22 protein-coding genes are annotated in these 21,357 nt (G+C 68.4%); 13 read left to right on the top strand and 9 right to left on the bottom strand.

Annotated elements, in window-relative coordinates:
* The first annotated feature begins 1 nt into the window (after nucleotide 1).
* The gene (locus tag G6N61_RS20290; protein WP_163920343.1) at nucleotides 2–742 is read left to right on the top strand and encodes a glucose 1-dehydrogenase; all 741 of its coding nucleotides are present in this window, start codon (nucleotides 2–4) and stop codon (nucleotides 740–742) included.
* Nucleotides 743–765: 23 nt separating this feature from the next.
* On the opposite strand, the gene G6N61_RS20285 is transcribed toward G6N61_RS20290, so the two are convergent.
* From G6N61_RS20285 to G6N61_RS20265, 5 genes are all read right to left on the bottom strand, one after another.
* Entirely contained in the window at nucleotides 766–1,413 is a 648-nt protein-coding gene (locus tag G6N61_RS20285; protein WP_163920341.1) for a trimeric intracellular cation channel family protein, read from the bottom strand.
* Nucleotides 1,414–1,435: 22 nt separating this feature from the next.
* Nucleotides 1,436–3,610, bottom strand: coding sequence for a xanthine dehydrogenase family protein molybdopterin-binding subunit (locus G6N61_RS20280; protein WP_163920339.1), 2,175 nt, complete (start codon nucleotides 3,608–3,610; stop codon nucleotides 1,436–1,438).
* Nucleotides 3,607–4,584, bottom strand: coding sequence for an FAD binding domain-containing protein (locus G6N61_RS20275; protein WP_163920337.1), 978 nt, complete (start codon nucleotides 4,582–4,584; stop codon nucleotides 3,607–3,609). Before G6N61_RS20275 ends, G6N61_RS20280 begins: the two co-directional genes overlap by 4 nt.
* A 4-nt stretch (nucleotides 4,585–4,588) precedes the next feature.
* Nucleotides 4,589–5,191, bottom strand: coding sequence for a (2Fe-2S)-binding protein (locus tag G6N61_RS20270; protein ID WP_235887209.1), 603 nt, complete (start codon nucleotides 5,189–5,191; stop codon nucleotides 4,589–4,591).
* A 158-nt stretch (nucleotides 5,192–5,349) separates the two neighbouring features.
* A complete protein-coding gene (locus tag G6N61_RS20265) occupies nucleotides 5,350–6,234 on the bottom strand; it encodes an aldo/keto reductase (RefSeq protein WP_163920335.1) in 885 nt (294 codons plus the stop codon).
* Nucleotides 6,235–6,335: 101 nt separating this feature from the next.
* Between G6N61_RS20265 and G6N61_RS20260 the strand changes: the two genes are divergently transcribed.
* From G6N61_RS20260 to G6N61_RS20240, 5 genes are all read left to right on the top strand, one after another.
* A complete protein-coding gene (locus tag G6N61_RS20260) occupies nucleotides 6,336–7,229 on the top strand; it encodes a helix-turn-helix transcriptional regulator (protein WP_163920333.1) in 894 nt (297 codons plus the stop codon).
* Nucleotides 7,230–7,331: 102 nt separating this feature from the next.
* Nucleotides 7,332–8,414, top strand: coding sequence for a catalase family peroxidase (locus tag G6N61_RS20255; RefSeq protein ID WP_163920331.1), 1,083 nt, complete (start codon nucleotides 7,332–7,334; stop codon nucleotides 8,412–8,414).
* A complete protein-coding gene (locus G6N61_RS20250; RefSeq protein WP_235887208.1) occupies nucleotides 8,411–8,962 on the top strand; it encodes a cytochrome b in 552 nt (183 codons plus the stop codon). The genes G6N61_RS20255 and G6N61_RS20250 overlap by 4 nt, the downstream gene beginning before the upstream one ends.
* 140 nt (nucleotides 8,963–9,102) lie before the next feature.
* Nucleotides 9,103–9,828, top strand: coding sequence for a cutinase family protein (locus G6N61_RS20245; protein ID WP_163920328.1), 726 nt, complete (start codon nucleotides 9,103–9,105; stop codon nucleotides 9,826–9,828).
* Nucleotides 9,829–9,937: 109 nt separating this feature from the next.
* Nucleotides 9,938–11,263 carry a DoxX family protein gene (locus tag G6N61_RS20240; RefSeq protein ID WP_163920326.1) on the top strand — a complete coding sequence of 442 codons (1,326 nt, stop codon included), beginning with the start codon at nucleotides 9,938–9,940 and terminating at the stop codon, nucleotides 11,261–11,263.
* On the opposite strand, the gene G6N61_RS20235 is transcribed toward G6N61_RS20240, so the two are convergent.
* Nucleotides 11,260–12,216 carry a pyridoxal-phosphate dependent enzyme gene (locus G6N61_RS20235; protein ID WP_163920324.1) on the bottom strand — a complete coding sequence of 319 codons (957 nt, stop codon included), beginning with the start codon at nucleotides 12,214–12,216 and terminating at the stop codon, nucleotides 11,260–11,262. The two genes, G6N61_RS20240 and G6N61_RS20235, sit on opposite strands and share 4 nt — an antisense overlap.
* A gap of 164 nt (nucleotides 12,217–12,380) precedes the next feature.
* Here G6N61_RS20235 and G6N61_RS20230 point away from each other — a divergent pair, with 164 nt between their 5' ends.
* From G6N61_RS20230 to G6N61_RS20220, 3 genes are all read left to right on the top strand, one after another.
* Nucleotides 12,381–13,139 carry a cutinase family protein gene (locus tag G6N61_RS20230; RefSeq protein WP_163920322.1) on the top strand — a complete coding sequence of 253 codons (759 nt, stop codon included), beginning with the start codon at nucleotides 12,381–12,383 and terminating at the stop codon, nucleotides 13,137–13,139.
* Nucleotides 13,140–13,141: 2 nt separating this feature from the next.
* Nucleotides 13,142–13,576 (top strand): hypothetical protein, encoded by a 435-nt coding sequence (locus G6N61_RS20225; protein ID WP_163920320.1) that lies wholly within the window; start codon nucleotides 13,142–13,144, stop codon nucleotides 13,574–13,576.
* Nucleotides 13,577–13,679: 103 nt separating this feature from the next.
* Entirely contained in the window at nucleotides 13,680–14,369 is a 690-nt protein-coding gene (locus tag G6N61_RS20220; protein WP_163920318.1) for an SDR family oxidoreductase, read from the top strand.
* Nucleotides 14,370–14,387: 18 nt separating this feature from the next.
* Here G6N61_RS20220 and G6N61_RS20215 read toward each other — a convergent pair whose 3' ends face one another.
* The gene (locus G6N61_RS20215; protein WP_163920315.1) at nucleotides 14,388–15,512 is read right to left on the bottom strand and encodes a cellulase family glycosylhydrolase; all 1,125 of its coding nucleotides are present in this window, start codon (nucleotides 15,510–15,512) and stop codon (nucleotides 14,388–14,390) included.
* A 158-nt stretch (nucleotides 15,513–15,670) separates the two neighbouring features.
* Complete coding sequence (locus G6N61_RS20210; RefSeq protein WP_163920313.1) at nucleotides 15,671–16,630, bottom strand: GlxA family transcriptional regulator; 960 nt, start codon at nucleotides 16,628–16,630, stop codon at nucleotides 15,671–15,673.
* An 81-nt stretch (nucleotides 16,631–16,711) separates the two neighbouring features.
* Between G6N61_RS20210 and G6N61_RS20205 the strand changes: the two genes are divergently transcribed.
* The 4 genes from G6N61_RS20205 (at nucleotide 16,712) to G6N61_RS20190 (ending at nucleotide 20,482) form a co-directional block, all read left to right on the top strand.
* Entirely contained in the window at nucleotides 16,712–17,365 is a 654-nt protein-coding gene (locus G6N61_RS20205; RefSeq protein ID WP_163920311.1) for an HD domain-containing protein, read from the top strand.
* 41 nt (nucleotides 17,366–17,406) lie between these two features.
* Entirely contained in the window at nucleotides 17,407–18,327 is a 921-nt protein-coding gene (locus G6N61_RS20200; protein WP_163920309.1) for a class I SAM-dependent methyltransferase, read from the top strand.
* A 45-nt stretch (nucleotides 18,328–18,372) separates the two neighbouring features.
* The gene (locus G6N61_RS20195) at nucleotides 18,373–19,359 is read left to right on the top strand and encodes an NAD-dependent epimerase/dehydratase family protein (RefSeq protein WP_163920307.1); all 987 of its coding nucleotides are present in this window, start codon (nucleotides 18,373–18,375) and stop codon (nucleotides 19,357–19,359) included.
* Between the two features lie 115 nt (nucleotides 19,360–19,474).
* The gene (locus G6N61_RS20190; RefSeq protein WP_163916602.1) at nucleotides 19,475–20,482 is read left to right on the top strand and encodes an IS481 family transposase; all 1,008 of its coding nucleotides are present in this window, start codon (nucleotides 19,475–19,477) and stop codon (nucleotides 20,480–20,482) included.
* A 43-nt stretch (nucleotides 20,483–20,525) separates the two neighbouring features.
* On the opposite strand, the gene G6N61_RS20185 is transcribed toward G6N61_RS20190, so the two are convergent.
* Entirely contained in the window at nucleotides 20,526–21,356 is an 831-nt protein-coding gene (locus tag G6N61_RS20185) for a DUF1206 domain-containing protein (protein WP_163920305.1), read from the bottom strand.
* Nucleotide 21,357 lies beyond the last annotated feature (1 nt).

The following is a 21,357-nucleotide window of genomic DNA, read 5'->3' as shown; positions in this document are numbered from 1 at the left end:
GGTGGGCCGAGTCGACGGGCGGGTCGCCCTGATCAGTGGCGGAGCGCGCGGGATGGGTGCGGAGCATGCGCGCGTCCTGGCGGCCGAAGGCGCAGCCGTCGTCATCGCGGACGTACTCGACGACGAGGGTGCTGCCGTCGCGGAAGCGATCGGCGATCAGGCCACATACGTCCACCTCGACGTGACCGACGAGCACAGTTGGTCGCGTGCGGTCCAGGCAACGGTCGAGCGGTACGGTTCGCTGTCGGTCCTGGTGAACAACGCTGGCATCGTCAACGGCAACCTCATTCACCAGTACGAGGTGGCCGAGTGGCGTGCCATCCTCGACGTCAACCTGACCGGCACCTTCCTCGGAATCCGCGCCGGCGTCACCGCGATGGCCGCCTCCGGCGGCGGCTCGATCGTCAACGTGTCGTCAGTCGAGGGCTTTCGTGGCAGCCCGGGGTTGCACGGTTATACCGCAACCAAGTTCGCGGTGCGCGGACTGTCGAAGTCAGCCGCCCTCGAACTGGCGCCCCAGAACATCCGGGTGAACTCGATACACCCGGGGTTCATCCGCACGCCGATGACCGCGGGCATCCCGGAGGACTTCCTCTCGATTCCGATGGGTCGCGGCGCCGACCCAGCGGAAGTCTCGGCGATGGTGCTGTTCCTGGCGAGCGATGAGTCGTCCTATTGCACTGGCTCGGAATTCGTGGTCGATGGCGGTCTGCTGAGCGGGGTTCCGCACCGCACGTCCTGAGTGACGCAGGCCGTTCTGGCGAGTCATCGATCGTCGACGGTGCCGTCGCCGGCCCGGCGCGGGCGCGGCGCGTTGAGATCGAACCGAACGCCGACCATGCGGATGACGAAGCACACTGCCGCCGCACCCAGCGTTGCGGGCAGACCGTAGATACCCAGCGCGTTCAGCGCGATGGCGCAACTGGCGCCGATCATGGCGGGGATGGCGTACAGCTCGCTGCGGAGCACGGCCGGGACCCGGCCGATGATCACGTCGCGGATCGTGCCGCCGCCCACCGCGGTGATCGTCCCGACGATGATGGCCTGGAGCACGCCGAATCCCAGGTCGAGCGCCTTGTAGGCGCCCAGCACGGCGAACACGCTGAGCCCGATGGCGTCGAGCACGTTGATCGTCGGGCCGAGACGTTCGAGCAGGTGACCGACGGCGAACGCGATCAGTCCGCCTCCCGCTGCCAATGCGAGGTATCGCCAATCGACGAACGTGGCCGGGGGAAGTGCGTCCAGCAGCACGTCTCGAATGACGCCGCCACCGAGCGCGGTGAACATGCCGACCGTGACGATTCCGAAGACGTCGAGCCGCTCGGCGCGTACCGCGACCAGAGCACCGTTGAGCGCGAACGCGAAGATGCCGACGAGGTCGAGCACCAGCAGCAGCGGCGTGGCGGTGGACATGGGCCAGGTTATACCCCGGCGATCAGAGCAGTTTGTCCAGCGTGATCGGCAGGTCGGTAACACGGCGCCCGGTGGCGTTGAAGACCGCGTTGGCGACCGCTGCGGGGACACCGACGAAGACGAGTTCGGCGAGGCCCTTCACCCCCAGCGGGTCGGTGACGAGGTCCTCCCCGGCGAGGAACTCGGCGTCGAGCGCGGTGATGTCGGCGTTCACCGGCACCAGGTAATCGGCCATGTTCGCGTTGACGATCCGCCCGTCGCGGTGGTCGAGTTCCGTCGCCTCGAGCAGGGCCATCCCGATGCCGCCGACCATGCCGCCGATCGCCTGGCTGTGGGCGAGCATCGGGTTGATGATCCGTCCGGCGTCGTACACCGCGAACACCCGCCGCACCCTCGTCGTGCCGAGTCGTTCGTCGACCGCGACCTCGGCGAACACCGCGCCGTAGCCGTGCATCGAGAACCGTTCGTATTCAGCGTCGTTCGGCGTCCAGGTCTCCTCGGCGTCCAGTGGCCCCCACCCCTTGCGGCGCAGCATGTCCCGGTAGTACTCACCCCGGCGGGGGTCGCCGGTGGCGTACACGCGTCCGTCGGCGACGGTCACTTGGTCGGGACGTAACCCGGACAGCGGCGAACCGGGGTCGACGACTGCCGTGCGGATGAATCGGTCGCGGAGCATCGCGGCAGCGTTCATGACGCCGGAACCCACGCTGGCCATGGTCTGCGAACCGCCATGGATGGGCGCCTGCGGCATCCGTGAGTCGCCGAGGGAGAACCGGACCCGCTGCATCGGCAGACCCAGGGCATCGGCGGCCACCTGCGTCATCGACGTGTAGGTGCCCGGACCCATGTCGCTGGCTCCGGTCGCCACGTCGGCGGTGCCGTCGGGGTTCATGCGTACCGAGACGGTGCACGGGCTCGCCAGTGCGTGGTAAGTGGCTGCCGCGGTGCCCATTCCGATGAGGAGATCGCCCTCGCGGGTCGACCGGGGAGCCGGATTCCGCCGGGACCAGCCGAAGACGTCGGCGCCGCGGGCGAAGCATTCGGTGAGCCGGCGCGTCGAGAACGGGAGGTCCTCCGACTCGTCGCGAGATGGCTCGTTGCGCCGCCGCAGTTCGATGGGGTCCATGCCGAGCCGGAACGCGAGGTCGTCCATGGCGGACTCCATGGTGAAGGCGCCGCTGGTCGTTCCGGGCCCGCGCATGTAGGTGGGCGGGTTCACGTCGAGGTGCACCGAGCGGTAGACCGACCGCATGTTGGGTGAGCTGTACAGGAACCGCGGTACCTCGGTGACGTTGTCCTCGAAGCCGTCGTAGCGCGAGTTCTCGACGCGCGCCTCGTGCACGATCGCACCGATCCGGCCGGAGCGGTCGGCTCCGATGGCCAGTCGGTGCTTGCTCACCGGGCGATAGCCGACCACGCTGTAGAACTGCTTGCGGGACAGTGTGAGTTTCACCGGTCGCCCAACCTGCCGGGCGGCGAACGCCGCCAACAGCGCGTTCGGCCATGTCTTGCCGGCAGAGCCGAACGCGCCGCCGACGAAGGGGGAGATGACGTCCACCCGATCGGGCGTCATCCCGAATGCCTTCGCGTAGGCACGCTGCGACGAGGTGATGCCCTGCGTCTTGTCCCATACCGTCAAACGGTCGCCGTCCCAGCGCGCGACGGTGGCAGGCAGTTCCATCGGATTGTGGTTGTTGCGCGCGAGTGAGTATTCCATGTCGGTGACGACTGCTGCGGCGCGCAGTGCGGTGTCGGCATCACCGCGCTCGTAGTCGGCGACCCGGGCCGACGATCCGGGCTCGGCGACCGCGCGAGGGGAGTCGATGTCGGTCGTCGGCTCGGTTGCGTCGTAGCGCACGTCGACCAGCCCAGCGGCGTGAACGGCGGCCTCCAGCGTGTCCGCGACGACGACGGCGACCGGCTGACCGAAGGCTGCGATCTGGCGAGGATCGTACGGCAGCGTCACGCCACCGAAGTCGGTGATGACGCGTATGACACCCGGATGTCGCTGCGCCGCAGCGGAATCGATGCCGGCCACGCGACCGCCACCGACGGTGCTACACACCAGGACCCCGTGGGCCAGATCCGCGAAGCCGTTGTCCCCGGCGTACGTCGCCGCACCGGTCACCTTCAGTCGTCCGTCGACCCGGGTGACTGGCTGGCCGGTGAAGCGGGGAGCCGCGGCGGGGTACGTCATCGCAGTCCCGCCACGGTGGCCAACTGCCGTTCGACTGCTCGCCGGAGCAGTTCCACCTTGAACCCGTTCTCCGACAGGGGACGAGATCCTTCTGCGGCCGACGCTGCCGCGCGCGTCCAGGTGTCGACGTTCGCCGGCTTCCCGATCAGCGCCCGCTCGACGGCAGGCAGCCGCCAGGGCACCGTCCCCACGCCTCCCGCGGCAACCCGCGCCGCACGCACCACGCCGTTGCGGACGTCCATGCCGATGGCCACGGACGTCAACGCGAATTCATAGGATTCGCGGTCACGCACCTTGAGATACCCCGAGCGGCGCGCCTCGGCGGTGACGGGCACCTCGATGGCAGTGATCAAACTCCCGGCGGGAAGGTTGTTCTCGCGGTCGGGCGTGGTTCCCGGCCGGCGATAGAAGTCGGCGAGGGGCATCCTGGTCTCCCCGTCCGCCCCGCGCAGCACGACGGCAGCGTCGAGCGCCGTGAGGGCGACGGCGAGGTCCGACGGATGGGTGGCCACGCAGGCGTCACTCGTCCCCAGGATCGCGTGGGTGCGATTGCGTCCCCCGACCGCCGAGCAACCCGCACCTGGCGATCGCCGGTTGCACGCGGCGCTCACGTCCCGGAAGTAGAGGCACCGGGGTCGCTGCAGCAGGTTGCCGCCGATGGACGCCATGTTCCGGAGTTGCGCGGAAGCGCTGAGTTCCAGTGCCTGCACGATCACCGGGAACTGTTCGCGGACGCCCTGGTGGGCAGCCAGGTCGGACATCCGCACCAGCGATCCGACGCTCAGGCGGGACCTGTTCACGTCGATGCCGCGGTAGGGCAGGGCATTGATGTCGACGACCGCTCCCGGCCGTTCGACCGTCTCGCGCATGAGGTCGACGAGCGTCGTGCCGCCTGCGACGTACCTGGCGCCTGATGCGCCTGCCGACAGCGCTGCCGCTTCGTCGGCTGCCTTGGTGTAGGTGAAAGGGAACACGACCTCACGCCTCCCTGACGCCGGAGATGGCGGTGACGATGTTGGTGTACGCCCCGCAGCGGCAGATGTTCCCGCTCATCCACTCCCGCGTTTCTTCAGGCGTGCGGTTGCGACCCTCTCGAATGCAGCCGATGCCCGACATGATCTGGCCCGGCGTGCAGAAGCCGCACTGGAAGCCGTCGTCGTCGATGAACGCCTGCTGCAGCGGATGCAACCGGCCATCGCGCTCGAGGCCCTCGATGGTCTCGACTTCCGCGCCGTCGTGCATCACGGCCAGCGTCAGGCACGAGTTCACGCGCACGCCGTCGAGGAGGATCGTGCACGCGCCGCACGCTCCCTGGTCGCAACCCTTCTTGGTGCCCGTCAGCCCCGCGCGCTCGCGCAGCATGTCCAGCAGCGACGTGCGGTTGTCCACGTCGATCTCGCGGTCCTCGCCGTTGATCTTCAGGCGCACCGTCGACGACTCGGCGGCATCGGGTGAGGCGCCATCGTCGTCGTCGCTGCAGCCTGCGAGCAGCGAGCTGGTCACGACCACCCCGCCGATCACGGCGGTGGCCCCGACGAAGGTTCGTCGGTTCACCTCGAAGCTGGTGTCCTGGTCGGTCACGGCACGCGCCTTTCGTATGTACTCGACTCGACCGTAGGTACCTGGTCGGCGCAACGCTCGGAACGCATACGGAACTCACACTTTGGTCATGGCCCGATCATCGACATGCCGATGGCTGAGACGCTCACTCCCCGACCCAGTGCCCGTATGTGCTCTTCTCATGCCTCCGGGATGTCGATGCCGTAGGTCTCGCGCGTGATGTCCTCGGGCTCCGGCCCGCCACGCACGCCGGTGTCGAGCGCGTCGATTGCGGCCAGTTGCTCGGCCGTGAGGTCGAAGTCGAGGACGTCGAAGTTCTCGGCGATGCGGGACGGCGTCACCGACTTCGGGATCACCTGGCGGCCCTGCTGGAGGTGCCAGCGCAACATCACCTGTGCGGGCGTCTTCGAGTGCGCTGCTGCGATGTCGCCGATGACCGGGTTCTCGAGCGTCGAGGTGTGCGGGCCCTCCCGGTAGAACGTGATGCCGCCGATCGGTGCCCACGCCTGGTTGAGGATGCCGTGCGCGTCGTCGTATGCGAGGAGGTCGGACTGGCGGAAGTAGGGGTGCACCTCGATCTGGTTGATCGCGGGCACCACGTCGGTCTCGGCCAGCAGCCGATCGAGGTGGGGCGGCATGAAGTTCGAGACGCCGATTGCGCGCACCTTGCCATCGGCGTACAGCGTCTCCAGCGCCTTGTAGGCGCCGACGGTGGACTCGAAATCACTGGGCAGCGCCTGGTGCAGGATCAGCAGGTCCAGTCGGTCGACGCCGAGCTTGCCCACCGCCTTGTCGAACGCGTGCAGCGTGGCGTCGTAGCCGAAGTCGGTGATCCACACCTTCGTCTCGATGAAGACCTCGTCTCGGGCCAATCCGGACCTGCGGATCGCCTCGCCGACCTCGCGCTCGTTGCCGTAGGCAGCGGCGGTGTCGACGTGCCGGTAGCCGGTCTGCAGCGCAGCCTCGACGGCGGCGATCGTCTCCTCGGGCGCGGCCTGGTAGACGCCGAAGCCCAGGGCAGGAATCTCGACGCCGTTGTTCAGGGTGAAGGTGGGAACGCTCATGGCCCCGACGGTAGGCCGCGTGCCGACCACCTGGGAGTGCCTGATCAGCGGGGTACCAGCAGTACCTCCCATCCAGGAACCGGTGTGCCTACCGTGGACGGGTGGCCACGATGGATCTGCGCAACGAGATCCGCGACTTCCTCAGTTCGCGACGCGCCCGCATCACCCCCGAACAGGCCGGCCTACCCGCCTACGGGGGCAATCGCCGGGTCACGGGTCTGCGCCGCGAGGAGGTCGCGATGCTCGCCGGAGTGTCGGTGGACTACTACGTGCGGATGGAACGGGGCAGCCTGGCCGGAGCGTCCGATGGGGTGCTCGACGGTCTCGCCGCCGCGCTGCAACTCGACGAGGCCGAGCGCGATCACCTCTTCCACCTCGCCAGAGAATCGGGTCCGCAACCGGCGCGGCGACGACGCAGGACGTCGGCGACCGTGCGGCCGGCCCTGCAGCAGGTACTCGACGCCATGACCCACGGGCCCGCCTGGATTCGCAACGGCCGCCACGACGTCCTGGCGATGAACCAACTGGCGCGCGCGCTCTACTCCCCCGTGCTCGCCGACCCGCGCCGTCCGGCCAACACCTCGCGGTTCGTCTACCTGAACCCGGCCGCAGCCGAGGAGTTCTTCGTCGACTACGACAAGGTCACCCGCGACGCAGCCGCAATGCTCCGACTCGAGGCCGGACGCAACCCCCACGACGAGGAACTCATCGCCCTGATCGGCGAGATGTCAACGCGCAGCGAATTGTTCCGGAAGCGCTGGGCGTCCCAGGACGTGCACCTGCACCGCTCGGGGCGCAAGCGTCTGCGCCACCCAGTCGTCGGCCAACTCGATCTCGACTTCGAATCGATGGAGTTGCCCGGCGATCCGGGCCTGCACCTGAACGTCTACACCGCACCGGTGGGTAGCCCCACCGCCGACGGTCTCGCCCTGCTGGCATCCTGGGCAGCCAGCCAGGAGTCGCTGCCGTCGGAGAAGCTGCCCACCTCGAGCTGAGGTCGATACCTGCTAGCCGGTAGTGCCGGGTGGGGCTAGCGGCCGCGTGAACTGGCGCCAGCGCCAATGACCCGGACCTCCGCCGCGACGACAGTCGTATCCATGCCCGACGATGGCCTGTCCTGGCGCGGTACCCAACTGACCCGGCGGTCGATCCTTCGAGGCATCGGCGCCGTGGGCGCCTTCCTCGCCGTCGACCTCGGCGCCGTCGCCTACGCCAATGGGTGGGCAAGAAACGACGCGTTCACCCGGGAGACGTTCCTCGACGGCTTCCGCACCGTGTTCGGCACTCACCCCGGCTTCCGCCGTAACCACGCCAAGGGCGTCGCGGTGACCGGATACTTCGACGGCACCGGCAACGCGAGCGAGATGTCCACGGCCGCAGTGCTCTCCGCTCGGCGCACCCCGGTGATCGGGCGGTTCTCCCTCACCGGCGGCAACCCCTACGTGAGCGACACCCCCTCGGCGGCTCGAGGCCTCGCGTTGGCGTTCGACCTGCCGGGTCGCGACCAGTGGCGGACCGCCACCCTGAATCTGCCCGTCTTCCCAGACAATTCACCGCGGGGCTTCTACGAGCGGACGCTGGCATCCAAGCCGGTTCCCGGCACCACGTCCCCCGACCCGGAGGCGATGGCACGCTTCCTCTCGATGCATCCGGAGACCGCTGCCGCCATGGCCCTGATCAAGAAGCACCCGCCGACCGCTGGTTTCGCGGACAGCACCTTCTCCAGCCTCAACGCGTTCTACCTCGTCGACGGCGCCGGTACCCGCACTCCGGTGCGGTGGGCGTTCGTCCCGCAGCAGGGTTCGATGCCCGCCAGGGCGGAGGGCGCCGACGCGTTGTTCGACGCGCTGGTGAGGCAGATGCGCGCCGGGCCCTTGCGGTATCAGCTGCGCCTGACCATCGGCGAAGAATCCGATCAGGTGACCGACGCGACCTTGCCGTGGCCTGCCGGCCGGCGGGCCGTCGACGCGGGGACCCTGACGCTGACCACCGCCGTCACCGAGGGGCCGCGCAACGCCCGGGACGTGAACTTCGACCCACTGGTCCTCCCCGACGGCATCGAGCCATCGGACGACCCACTGCTCAGCGCACGCTCGTCGGTGTACGCGGCGTCCTACCGGGCCCGTACCGGTGAGCCGAAGTCGCCGTCTGCGGTTCAGGTCGATCGGGTGGCGCCGTGAGCACCCGCGTGCGCTATCCGCTCCGAACGCGAATCCTGCACTGGCTGACTGCCATTGCGGTGTTCAGCGCACTGCTGGTCGGGTTCACGATGGTCAATTCGATCGGGTCGTACGCCACGCTGGTCGCGATCCACATGACGCTGGGCGTCACCATCCTGGTGATCGCGGTGGCGCGGGTGGCCAACCGTTTCACCCACCGCACGCCCCCGCTCCCGGACACGGTCGGAACGCTCGAACATCGGATGATGCTCGGCTCCGAGGTGTCGATGTACGGGCTGCTGCTGGCCCAGCCCATCGTCGGCTGGGCGATGGTGTCGGCGGCGGGTAGACCGGTCGTCGTGTTCGGGGGTCTGCGGCTGCCCGGCATCGCGCCGTTCGACGCCGACGCGTACTTCGTCCTGAGGCAGCTGCACTCGGTGCTCGCCTATGCGTTGGTCGTCGTCATCGCCGCGCACGTCAGTGCAGTGATCTTGCACACGGTGACCCTGCGGGACGGGATGGCGTCGCGGATGACGATCGGCCGCGCCGCCGCACGCAACGAGGAATGAAGATCACCTTCTACCGGTTAGCAGGTACACGACAGTGCCCGGCAGCGGTCGCTGGGACCCGGTGCCAGCACCGATGTGCCGAAGCCGCTGCCACGGGACTCTTGTCTCACCCGTACAGAGCTTCTCGGAAAGGTTCGACCATGAAGAACACCGGCTCCCCCGCCAGGTCCCGATCACGGATGTTCGGGTGGTTCGCCGCCACGGTCCTCTCCGTCACCGCGCTACTGGGCCCGCAGGCCACGGGAGTCGCCGCCGCAGAAGCCGACCCCGCCTGTTCGTACGCCGAGGTGGTGTTCGCCCGCGGCACGTTCGAGCAGGCCGGTGTGGGTGACGTCGGCCAGTCCTTCGTCAACTCGCTCAACAACCGGCTGGGCGGCAAGAGCGTCGACGTCTACGCGGTGAATTACCCGGCATCGCTGGACTTCCAGCGTGCCGCCGACGGCATCGTCGACGCCAGCAACAGGATTCAGTCGATTGCGGAGACCTGCCCCAGCACGAAGATCATCCTCGGCGGTTACAGCCAGGGTGCCGCCGTGGCCGGCTACACCACCGCCGACACCGTGCCCGCCGACTACAACCTGCCTGCAGGCATCTCCGGTCCGATGCCGCCTGCGGTCGCCAGTCACGTCGCGGCGGTCGTGCTCTTCGGCACGCCGGACCCATGGTTCCTCGGCCTCGTCGACCGCGGCGCGCCGCCGATCGCGATCGGCACTCAGTACGCCGCCAAGACCATGCAGTTCTGCGTGCCCGGCGACCCGGTCTGCTCCCCCGGCGGCCTGGACCGTTCCGCGCACAGCGCCTACAAGACCAATGACATGCCCGACCAGGCGGCTGCCTTCGCGGTCAACCAGTTGACGTCGGCGTAGAGCACGCAACCACCCCCAACGAGAACCGGGTCGGCTGCCTCCAGGCAACCGGCCCGGTTTCTCGTCGAAACCGCTGGTGTATCGGCCGGGCAGCGCAGACGATGGGCGCATGACCGCGTCGCGGCAACCATGGAGCGTCCCGACGCTGATCGCCTTCCGGTTCGGGACCTGCTACTTCGGCTCCTTCGGGCTGGTGCTCGGCCTCGGCCTGGTCCCCGTGATCCTCACGGGCGTCGGCATCGACGGACCGTGGTCGGTGCTGCGTGGACTGCTGGACGCCGCTCGCCCACCCATCGAGTGGATCGGCACCCACCTGCTCGGCTTGCGCGTCGAGGGCGCACAGGTCGGCAGCGACAGTGCCTACCAATGGACGGCAATCCACTGCCTCGCCCTGCTATCCGCCGCGGCGACACTCGTCTGGTCCGTGCTCGACCGTCGCCGGAGTTACCCCCGCCTGCACACGTGGGTGTGGACGGTACTGCGACTGTTGCTCTCCACGGCGATGTTCTACTTCGGGATGGCGAAGCTGATCCCGACGCAGATGCCATTCGTGCTCAACCGGCTCGTGGAGCCGTTCGGCAACTTCAGCCCCACCGGAGTGCTGTGGGCACAGGTCGGCATCTCGCAGCCGTACCAGATCATGCTCGGTGCGGCGGAGGTGCTCGGCGGCCTGCTGCTCCTGCTACCCCGGACCGCAGCGGCAGGAGCACTGGTCTGCGCATTCGACCTCACGCAGGTGTTCATCCTGAACATGACCTACGACATCCGTCTGAAGTCGGTGTCGTCACAGCTGTTGCTGCTCAGTCTCTTTCTGCTCGCTCCGTACGCGCGACGACTGTTCCTGGTGTTGTTCACCGACGGGGCGGTGCCTGCGGTCGCCCCCAAACCGTTGTTCGACAGTCGGCGAGCCAACCGCGCGGCGCTCGCGGCGCAGGTGTGCGTCGGCTTGGTGTTGATGACGGCGTTCGGCGTTCAGGGCTGGCAGCAGTTCACCCGGCCCACGCCGAACCTCTACGGCATCTGGCAGGTCTACGGCTTCTCCGCCGGAGGTTACCGGCGCGATCCCCTGCTGACCGACGAATTACGCTGGCACCGAGTCATATTCGACCGCCCATTCCTGATGTCCGATCCCGTCATGGTCACGGTGCAGCACATGGACGGGTCATTCGAGGTCTTCGGCGGAACCATCGACGCGGCAACCCACTTCATCGACCTCGGCAACCGGGTCGAGGTGGGTTCCTACGAGGAGACGCCGACGCAGATCAGATTGACCTACTGGTGGCCCGATGCGGGGAGTACTGATCGGATCGTCATCGACGGTGAGGACTTCGCGGGTCATCGAATTCACGCGTGGTTCACCCGCATGGACCCGGCATCGTTCCCGCTCGTGGAGCGTGGCTTCAACTGGGTGCAGGAACGACCGCACAACCGTTAGCCGTCGACGCCGTTGGCCACTTCGGGGACGCCGGGATGGGCGAACAGGCTGGGAAGCCCACCGCTGACGAGGAATACCACCTCTGCACCGGGACCGATCGAGCCGTCGCGCACCGCGGCGACGAGTCCGGCAAGGGCACGGGCGGTGTATGTCGGGTCGAGGACGAGCGCCTCGGAGCGTGCTGCCATGACTAGCGCGCACCCCGCCTCCGGAGTGAGGACCTCGTAGCCCTCGCCGACCTGATCGGAACGGATCCGCAACGCCGCGGGGTCGATGGCCTCTCCCATGTCGGCCAACAGCCCGGCCACCTGGGCGCGGGGGTCGTCGACCGCGCCGGTGTGCACCCCGAGCACGCGGTCCGCCCCGAGTCCGGCGACCAGACCCGCCATCGTTCCACCGGAGCCCAACGCGCAGACCACGTGGTCGACATCGGGTAGGTCGTCGACGATCTCCTGGGCGGCGATCCGATAGCCATGCGCGCCAACGGCATTGGAACCGCCGAACGGGATGATGCTCGGTCGGCGGCCCCTGGTACGGCAGCTGTCGGCCGTCTCGGCGGCAACGGCGTCGAGGGATCGGTCACCGGCCCAGACGACGTCGGCGCCGAGCAAGTCGTCGAGCAGCAGATTGCCTGCAGGTGCCGACCGTGCCCCAGGGAAGACCAGCACCACGTCCAAGCCGACACGCGCGCCGGCCGCGGCGGTCAGCCTGGCGTGGTTGGACTGCGGCGCACCCGTGGTGATGAGGGTGTCAGCGCCGTCTGCGACAGCCGCACCGACCGTCCACTCGAGTTTGCGGATCTTGTTGCCGCCGACGGCCAGGCCGGTGAGGTCGTCCCGCTTGAGCCACAGGTTCTCGGGGCGCAGGCCGATGGCCTCGGCGAGCCGCGGCGCCGGTTCCATCGGCGTCGGCCAGGTGGCGAGAGTAGTTCGCTGCGTGGGCGTCTGAGGCATCCGGGTCCCTTCGGGGGAAATCGTAGGGTCGTCGTCTACCCGCTGAGCGCAGTATTCTCGTCACTGCTCCTCGGTTGTGTACGAGATCACCCGGGGAGACACACGCCGCTCGTCGGGGAGCATCGTGTCGGCCCCCGGCGCAACGATGAAGATCGGTGGATGGAATGAAGCGAATGGGTCGGTGGTTGGCAGCCGTAGGGCCAGCCTGCATCGCAACGCTGATGATGGCAGGATCCTCCCTCACTACAGCACCCGCATCAGCAGAACCCGAGCCGCCGGCGCCCCCGGCCGCTTGTCCCGACGTCGAGGTCGTGTTCGCACGCGGGACGTTCGAGGCTCCCGGCATCGGCAACACCGGCCAGGCGTTCGTCGACGCCCTGCGCGCGCGGGCCGTGGACCGCTCGGTGGACGTCTACGCGGTGAACTACCCTGCGTCGCTTGACTTCGCGACGGCCGCCGACGGTGTGATCGACGCGAGCAACCGCGTGCGCGACATGTCGACCAGGTGTCCGGACACCGACATCGTGCTCGGCGGTTTCTCCCAGGGTGCGGCAGTGGCGGCCTACATCACCGCCGACGAGATCCCCGTCGGTTACCCACTGCCCCCGGGCCTGACCGGCCCGATGCCGCCGTCGGTCGCCGACCACGTCGCCGCCGTGGCACTGTTCGGCAAGCCGTCGAGTGGCTTCCTCCAGATGATCTACACCGGCGCCCCGCCCATCACGGTCGGAACGCGCTACGCGGGCAAGACGCTCGATCTGTGCAACGTCGGCGACCCCGTCTGCACGCCGGGCGGCGGGGGCAACAACGGTTCCCACGGCGCCTACGTGGCCACCGGGCTGACCGATCAGGCGGCCGACTACGCGGCGGCCAGATTGACGAAGTCCCGCGCGGACGCGACGACCGCGCGGGCGGGTGGCTAGCCATGCGACGCCGCCTGACCCTGGTCGTCGCCATCGCCGCCTGCACCGCGGCGCCGCTGCTCTGCGCGGGAACCGCGGGTGCCGAGCCTCCCCCGCCGCCCGTCGTCACGACTTTGCCGGAGCGCCCGGCGCCCACGGGCACCACGCCGTTCGCCGATGACCCGTCGATCGTCGACGCCCGCCCCCAGACCATCGAGTCGTGGAGCCGATTGCCCGCCGAGGACGCGATCGCCGTGCACTTCGCTACCGGCACGCCGGAGTGCTACGGCGCCGCTGCCGACGTCCAGGAGACCACTGACATCGTCGCGGTGAAACTGCGCACCGGCATGCGCGCCGACGCTGTTGGACGGGCCTGCATCGCGATCGGTCTGACCGGGACGCTGGAACTCCCACTGCGCGCACCGCTCGGCAACCGGGCGGTCCTGGGCATCACCTGAGGTACCTGCTAGCCGGAATCTTCGGTCGATCGGGGACTGCGCCCGGACAGGGGTGCGTTCCGTCCAGTGGGTCCGCACGGGGCGGACCGAAGGAGGAACGGCCATGAATACGGACAACGTCGTCGCACTGGTCACCGGAGCGAACCGCGGACTCGGTCGGCGCTTCGCCGAGCAACTCGTTGCTCGGGGAGCGAAGGTCTACGCCGCCGCACGCCGGCCCGAGACCATCGACATCCCCGGTGTCGTACCCATCGCGCTCGACATCACCGACCTCGAGTCGATCCACCGCGCGGCCGAACGAGTCGGCGACGTCAACGTGCTGGTGAACAACGCCGGCGTCTCGACCAGGGCCAATCTGCTCGAAGGATCCCTCGACGACATCCGGCTCGAGATGGAGACGCACTACTTCGGCACGCTGCAGATGATCCGGGCGTTCGCGCCCGTCATCGAGCGCAACGCCGACGTCGCGGGCGGCGGGGCCATCCTCGACGTCCTGTCCGTGCTGTCGTGGCTGCATCCGCCGACCAGCGGCGCCTACTCGGCAGCCAAGGCGGCAGCGTGGGCGCTGACCGACGCGATGCGAACCGAACTCGCGCCGAAGGGAATTCACGTCGCTGCACTGCACGTGGGTTACATGGACACCGACATGGTCCGCTACATCCCCGCCGACCAGAAGACCGATCCGGGCGCAGTCGCACGGCAGGCGCTCGACGGCCTGTTCGCCGGTGAGCCGGAGATCCTCGGCGACGACTTGACCCGTAACATCAGGGCCAACCTGTCGGCACCGGCCTAGGTCGCTGCGGCTTGGTCGTCAGACCTTGCCGGTCAGCTTGCGGATCGTCTGGATCTCGCTGTCGCGGTAGGCCGTGCCGTCGGGCCGCAGCAGGTCGTGGAACCACACCTTCGGCACCGATTCGTACGGCTTGTCCCAGGAATCCCACGGCAGGTACGTCTGCGTCTTGCCCGCGACGAAGCCCCAGTTGTACGCACCGACGTTGTGCTTCTTGGCGACGGGCAGGATGCCCTCGATGGTGCTGCCCTCGTCGCGAGCCATGTACTCGGTGCACAGGATGGGCCGACCCAGCGGCGCCAACTCGGCGATCCGCTTCTCGAAGTCCGCGGGATCGGCATAGCTGTGGAAGGTGATGATGTCGGAGTTGTCGAGCTGAATGCCAGCTATGGTGCTGCGCTGCTTCGGATCCCAGCTGCCCTGCCAGACGCCGCTGGTCAAGGGTTGGATGGGGTCGACCGCCCTGGCCCACTGAAAGACCTGTGGCAGTAGCGCTTCGACGGCCCGCTCCTTGTCGGTCCGCTCGAACTTCTGATACACCTTCGCCGGGTTGTCGGGCTCGTTCCACAGGTCCCACGCCAGCACCCGCTGGTCGTTGCGGAACTGGGTCATGACGCCGGTGACGTAGTCGCGCAGCGTCGCTGCGTAGACCGGGTCGTCCATGCGGTCGGCGCCGGGGCTCTGCACCCACCCCGAATTGTGGACCCCTGGCCACGGTGCGGTCTGCCGTCCGAGCTTGGGATGGGGGTTCCAGCACGAGTCGAAGAACACGAACATGGGCTTGATGCCCTTGCTGGCAGCGATCGTGACGAACTGGGCGAGCCGGCGTTGAAAGCCTGCGCGGTCCTGAGCCCACAGCAGGTCGTGCAGGAAGACCCGGACGGTGTTGAACCCGACCTGCTGGGCGACGCGCAGTTCGGCGTCGATGCGCTGCGGGTCGTACGTGCCGGGGCCGAACATCTCGAGCTGGTTGATCGCGGTCGCCGGAATGTAGTTCGGCCCGACGAGCCACCCTTGGGCCTGATACCAGGTGTTGGCGCGCTCGGCCGTCCACCGGACGCCTTCGGCCTGAGCGCTCGGGAGCTTCGACAGCGCTGCGCCTGCGGCGACCAGGAGCGGGAGTTTGAGGGCTGTTCGGCGCTGCACGGACGCAACCGTAGTGATCGCCGCGGCCGATGCCCGTCGTCGCACCTCGCGTCGAATGGCTTTGGTTCCCAATCGTTATCGACCGCCGCGGGCGTGCAGTGCTCGTCACCAGCGAGTGTCACGGGACCGTCTCGATCGCGCGTCGATCGTGCAGCCCGTCAGGCGTTCGCCGTGCGGAACCTGTCGCGATACGCCTTGGGTGATACCCCGAGGTTCGCCACGAACACGCGGCGGAACGTCTCGGCGCTGCCGAACCCGGCACGACGTGCGCTCTCGGCGACGCCGTGGCCGGCATCGAGCGCTGCGCGGCCGATGTCGACGCGGACCATCTCCACGTACTTCGCAGGAGTCGTCCCCAGTTCCGAGTGGAACAGCCGGGTGAGCTGACGCGTGCTCAACGCCGCGTGCGACGCCAATGCCTTGACGCCGAGGTCGGCGCCCGGGTCGGCCGCGATCGCATCGGTCACCGCGCGCAATGCCGACCGAGGCGCCGGGTTCGAATCGACGAGGACCGAGAATTGCGACTGCCCGCCCGCGCGCTTGAGGTAGACCACGAGCGAGCGCGCCACGTCGCGGACCAGCGGGCTGCCGTGGTCGATCTCCACCAGCGCCAGGGCGAGGTCCATGCCCGCCGACACCCCCGCCGAGGTGAACACGTCGCCGTCCTCGACGAAGATGGCGTCGGGCTCGACCCGGACCGCGGGGAACGCGTTGGCCAGCAGGCGGGTGTGACGCCAATGCGTGGTGGCGCGCCGTCCGTCCAAAAGCCCGGCCTGGGCCAGGATGAACGCCCCGGTGCAGATCGATGCCAGCCTGCGCGCGCGTGGCGCGACCAGACGCATGCCCTCGACCAGCCGCGGGTCGATCGGCGTGCCTACGAGGCCGTCGCCGCCGGCCACCAGGACCGTGTCGACGGACCCGACCGCGGGCAGCGCCTCGGTGGCGGCGAAGCTCGAGCCCACCGAGGTCGTCACGTCGCCCCCGTCCAGCGAGGCGAATCGCAGCCGGTAGTCCGCGCCGAACCGGTTGGCCTCGGCGAACACCTCCGCGGGCCCCACCGCGTCCAGCAGCTTGACCCCGTCGAACACGACGATCACCACGTCCCGCTGTCCGGCCACCCTGCCATTGTGTCGCAAATCGAGGGAAAGGCGGCAGAACGGACACGGCACGGATCCCCAAATCCGCCCCAGACTCGAACCATGACCACATCACTTCCCACCACCGTTGCCGGCATTGAGATCCCGGACACGCCGCTGGTCCGCGCCACTACCGAGTTCGTCCGCAAGGCCGAAGACGACCTGCTGTTCCATCACTCCCGCCGGGTGTTCCTGTTCGGGGCGCTGCAGGGCCGCCGCCTCGGACTCGACCCCAACCTCGAACTGCTCTACGTCGGCGCGATGTTCCACGACATCGGGCTGACCGAGCCGTACCGCACCTCCTCGACGCTGCGCTTCGAAGTCGACGGGGCCAACGCCGCGCGCGACTTCCTCCTCGAGCGCGGCGTCGACGAGTCCGACGCGCGCAAGGTGTGGCTGGGCATCGCACTGCACACCACTCCCGGGGTCCCGGAGTTCCTGGACCCCGAGACCGCGCTCGTCACCGCAGGCGTCGAAACCGACGTGCTCGGCATCGGACGCGACGCGCTCACCGACGACGTGCTCGAGGCCGTCACCGCGGCGCACCCGCGCCCCGACTTCAAGCGGCGGATCCTGCACGCCTTCACCGAAGGCGTCCGGCAGCGTCCCGACTCCACGTTCGGGACCGTCAACGCCGACGTCCTCGCGCACTACGACCCGTCGTTCGTCCGTACCGACTTCGTCGACGTGATCCTTGCCAACGCCTGGCCGGAGTGACGAGCCTCGACCACCGGCACCAAGATCAGTAGCGTCGAGGCATGGCACGTACCGAGGGCGACAGCTGGGATCTCGCGTCGAGCGTGGGGGCGACCGCAACACTGGTCGCCGCAGGCCGCGCAGTGGCGAGCCGCGACGAACGAGGCCTGATCGACGACCCCTTCGCGGCGCCGCTGGTGCGAGCGGTCGGCATCGAGTTCTTCACCAAGCTGGTCGACGGCGAACTCGACCTCGCCACGATCGACCCGTCGTCGGTTGCGGTGATGCAGGCCCGGATCGACGAGATGGCGTTGCGGACACGGTTCTTCGACGACTACTTCGTCGAGTCGACGGGGAACGGAATCCGCCAGGCGGTGATCCTGGCGTCGGGTCTCGATTCCCGCGCTTACCGGCTGCCGTGGCCGGACGGCACCGTCGTGTACGAGATCGACCAACCCGCGGTCATCGAGTTCAAGACCACCACGCTGGCCGGCATCGGCGCGGAACCGACCGCGCAGCGGCGCACGGTGGCCATCGATCTGCGCGAGGACTGGCCCGCAGCGTTGCTCGCCGCGGGGTTCGACGAAAGCGCACCAACGGCCTGGTGCGCCGAGGGGTTGCTTATCTACCTGCCGCCGGAGGCGCAGGACCTGTTGTTCGACAACGTCAATCGACTCAGCGCGCCAGGCAGCACCGTCGCGACCGAGTACGTTCCCGGACTCAAGACGTTCGACGCCGAGAAGGCCCGCGAGTCGACCGCGAGCATGCGCGAGCACGGTCTCGAGCTGGACATGCCGTCGCTGATCTACCACGGGGAACGCAACAACGTCATGGACTACCTGACGGCGCTTGGCTGGCAGATGACCGGCGTGCCGCGGCCGGACCTGTTCGCCCGCCATGACGTGCCGCTACCCGAGTTGCCCGACGCCGACGATCCGCTCGGCGAGATCGTCTACGTCAGCGGAACGCTGCCGAGGCCCTGACCACGGCCGACGTTTCGGCATTTCGGGATCGGGAACAGCGAGGTCATGGCTTTGCGCGTCGCCGTCACCGGGCCAACGGGTGAGATCGGCATCTCCACGATCGAGGCGCTGGAGGACAACCCCGACGTGGAGCAGATCGTCGGAATGGCGCGGCGACCGTTCGACCCGGAGGCGCGTGGCTGGACGAAGACGGTGTACCGGCAGGGCGACATCCTCGACCGCGATGCCGTCGACGGGCTCGTTGCCGACGTCGACGTCGTCGTGCACCTGGCGTTCATCATCATGGGTTCGCGCGAGGAGAGCGCCCGCATCAACCTCGCGGGCACCCGCAACGTCTTCGAGGCGACGGTGGCCGCCGCCCGACCGCGCCGGCTGGTGTACACCTCGTCGGTAGCGGCCTACGGCTACCACGCCGACAATCCGGTGCCCATCACCGAGGACGTCCCCACGCGCGGGACGCCCGAGCACTACTACTCCGAGCAGAAGGCGGCGTGCGAGGAGGCCCTGGCCGAGACGACCGCCGGGTCGTCCCTCGAGGTGTACGTGCTGCGGCCGTGCATCGTGGCAGGCCCGAAGGCCCCCGCGCTGGCCGAGGCCATGCCGTGGCACCAGCTGCCGGGCGTCTTCCGCCAGCTGACCCGGGCCGTGCCCCTGCTCAAGCCGCCGTTTCCCGATCCGGGCACACCGCTGCAACTGGTGCACCACGACGACGTCGCCGCTGCGATCGCCCTGGCCTCGACGACGTCGACAGCGGCGCCCGGGGCCTACAACATCGCCGGCGACGGGCTGCTGTCGATGTCGGACGTCGGCGCCGCGCTCGGCGCAAGGCCGATCAAGGTGCCGCACGTCGCGGCGGTCGCCACGTCCGAGGTGATCGCGCGGTTGCCGTTCGTGCCGTCTGCGCTGGAGTGGCTGCACGCGGGTCGGGCATCCACGGTGATGGACACCGAGAAGGCCAGGACGGAACTCGGCTGGCGCCCCAAGTACACCGCCGAGCAGACGTTGCAAGCCTTGGCGAGCGCCGTCGACTAACTGTGATGTCCAGGGACGTTGTCCTGATTTGTATCGGTGAGCCTGTGTGACAGGGAAGGCCTCCGGTTGTGAAGTGGAGCTGTCTAGAAACCGCTTCACCAACCAGGAGGCCTTCGTGTCCCACGCTAATGCTGCATTGACCCCGCGCGCTCGATTGAGGCTTGCTCGGCTCGTCGTTGAGACCGGCTGGACCTACGCCGCCGCGGCCAAGTTGTTCATGGTCGCTCCGCGAACCGCCAAGAAGTGGGCCGACCGGTACCGGGCCGAGGGCCCGGCCGGGATGGTCGATCGCAGCTCGCGCCCGCACGTCAGTCCGACCAAGACTGCGCCTCTAGTCATGCGGCGGATCGTGGACATGCGATGGCGACAGCGGTTGGGACCGGTGCAGATCGGCGGACGGCTCGGAGTGCCGGCCTCGACTGTGCACGCGGTGTTGACTCGGTGCCGGGTCAACCGACTGTCCTACATCGACCGCGTCACCGGGGAACCGCTGCGCCGCTATGAACACCCTCATCCCGGATCGCTCGTCCACGTCGACGTCACCAAGTTCGCCAACATCCCCGACGGCGGCGGCCACAGGTTCGTGGGCAGACAACAAAGCAAACGCAACGCCATCGCTACCGGCCACCGCACCGGCGAGCGTGGCGGCCAATCAACGCACTATCGCCCCAGGATCGGAATAGCGTTCGTGCACACTGTGATTGACGACTATTCACGGATCGCCTATGCCGAAGTCCAGTTCGACGAGAAAGCCGCCACCGCGATCGCCGTACTGCAACGCGCCGTGATGTGGTTTGCCGCTCGCGGCGTCACCGTGGAGCGGGTCCTATCCGATAACGGATCGGCCTATCGCTCTTACGCCTGGCGCGACGCCTGCACCGAACTGCACATCACCCCAAAGCGAACCCGTCCCTACAGACCGCAAACCAACGGCAAGATCGAACGATTCCACCGAACCCTGGCCGACGGCTGGGCCTACGCCCGACTCTACGAATCCACCGAACAACGCAACACCGCGCTACCAGGCTGGCTGCACTTCTACAATCACCACCGAGCCCACTCCGCCCTCGGAGGCCGCCCACCGGTCACCCGGCTGACCAACCTCCCTGGACATCACAACTAGCCGGCCTACGACGTGATGGTCGCCCACACGACGCGTTTGGTGATCACATCCGTGCGTAGCGGGCCAGCGCGAAGCTGTACAGGCCGTAGGCGGCGAATCCCAGTGCGGCGAACGCCAACAACACACTGCCGGCCTGCGTCGCGCCGAGCGCCTTGACGGCGGCATCGAGACCGGTCGCCTGTTGCGGGTCGACGCGTATCGCCGCGACGATCACCAGCAGACCGGCCAGGCACAGCACGATCCCCTCGGCCACGTACCCGTAGACGCCCAGGACGACGATCATCGGATTGCCAGGCGTCGTCAGGTCTCCCAGGAAGTTCCGCGACGCTCCCTTGTAGGCGAAGTAGCCGCCGACGACCATCACCACCACGCCGACCCCGGCCAGCGCGACCCGGCCCAGCCCCGTCTGCATGAGAATGGCACTCAGGCCCGCGTTCTGTTCGCTGCTCGATTGACGGCTGCCGACGGCGAATCGCACCGTGGTGTACCCGACGCCGCAGTACACGGCCAGCAGGCCCAGTGCCTTCAGCCTGCTGGCGACGCTCGCGTCGTGCGGATCCCTGCCGCCCTCCGCCGGATGCAGACCGAGCAATGCCTCAGTCAGACGCCACACCGTGAGCGGGACGAGTGCGACCGCGACGGCCCACAGGATCACCACTCCGTCGCTGCGCGCCGCGACCGTCTCCAATGCGCCAGACGGGTCGGCGTGCCCGCCGCGCCCCAGGTTGATCCTGGTGATGACGTAGCCGATGAGCAGGTGCAGCATCCCGCTGACGACGAAGCCCGTCTTCGCTGCTCGGTGTACGGCACCGTGGCGCACGACCCGGTCGACCAGCGGCCGCTGCGGCGCTGCCACCGCGCCCTCCTCCCGCATG

Origin of the sequence: Mycolicibacterium arabiense (assembly GCF_010731815.2) — a bacterium.
GTDB classification, from domain to species: domain Bacteria; phylum Actinomycetota; class Actinomycetes; order Mycobacteriales; family Mycobacteriaceae; genus Mycobacterium; species Mycobacterium arabiense.
This window is presented reverse-complemented; position numbering and strand designations above follow the sequence as displayed.

What these genes read in the sequence shown, in the direction of transcription:
- G6N61_RS20220 (WP_163920318.1), top strand. Translation starts at nt 13,680, where the DNA reads ATGAATACGGACAACGTCGTCGCACTGGTCACCGGAGCGAACCGCGGA.
- G6N61_RS20280 (WP_163920339.1), bottom strand. Translation starts at nt 3,610, where the DNA reads ATGACGTACCCCGCCGCGGCTCCCCGCTTCACCGGCCAGCCAGTCACC.
- G6N61_RS20185 (WP_163920305.1), bottom strand. Translation starts at nt 21,356, where the DNA reads ATGCGGGAGGAGGGCGCGGTGGCAGCGCCGCAGCGGCCGCTGGTCGAC.
- G6N61_RS20235 (WP_163920324.1), bottom strand. Translation starts at nt 12,216, where the DNA reads ATGCCTCAGACGCCCACGCAGCGAACTACTCTCGCCACCTGGCCGACG.
- G6N61_RS20230 (WP_163920322.1), top strand. Translation starts at nt 12,381, where the DNA reads ATGAAGCGAATGGGTCGGTGGTTGGCAGCCGTAGGGCCAGCCTGCATC.
- G6N61_RS20285 (WP_163920341.1), bottom strand. Translation starts at nt 1,413, where the DNA reads ATGTCCACCGCCACGCCGCTGCTGCTGGTGCTCGACCTCGTCGGCATC.
- G6N61_RS20255 (WP_163920331.1), top strand. Translation starts at nt 7,332, where the DNA reads ATGCCCGACGATGGCCTGTCCTGGCGCGGTACCCAACTGACCCGGCGG.
- G6N61_RS20205 (WP_163920311.1), top strand. Translation starts at nt 16,712, where the DNA reads ATGACCACATCACTTCCCACCACCGTTGCCGGCATTGAGATCCCGGAC.
- G6N61_RS20265 (WP_163920335.1), bottom strand. Translation starts at nt 6,234, where the DNA reads ATGAGCGTTCCCACCTTCACCCTGAACAACGGCGTCGAGATTCCTGCC.
- G6N61_RS20245 (WP_163920328.1), top strand. Translation starts at nt 9,103, where the DNA reads ATGAAGAACACCGGCTCCCCCGCCAGGTCCCGATCACGGATGTTCGGG.
- G6N61_RS20200 (WP_163920309.1), top strand. Translation starts at nt 17,407, where the DNA reads ATGGCACGTACCGAGGGCGACAGCTGGGATCTCGCGTCGAGCGTGGGG.
- G6N61_RS20240 (WP_163920326.1), top strand. Translation starts at nt 9,938, where the DNA reads ATGACCGCGTCGCGGCAACCATGGAGCGTCCCGACGCTGATCGCCTTC.
- G6N61_RS20195 (WP_163920307.1), top strand. Translation starts at nt 18,373, where the DNA reads ATGGCTTTGCGCGTCGCCGTCACCGGGCCAACGGGTGAGATCGGCATC.
- G6N61_RS20225 (WP_163920320.1), top strand. Translation starts at nt 13,142, where the DNA reads ATGCGACGCCGCCTGACCCTGGTCGTCGCCATCGCCGCCTGCACCGCG.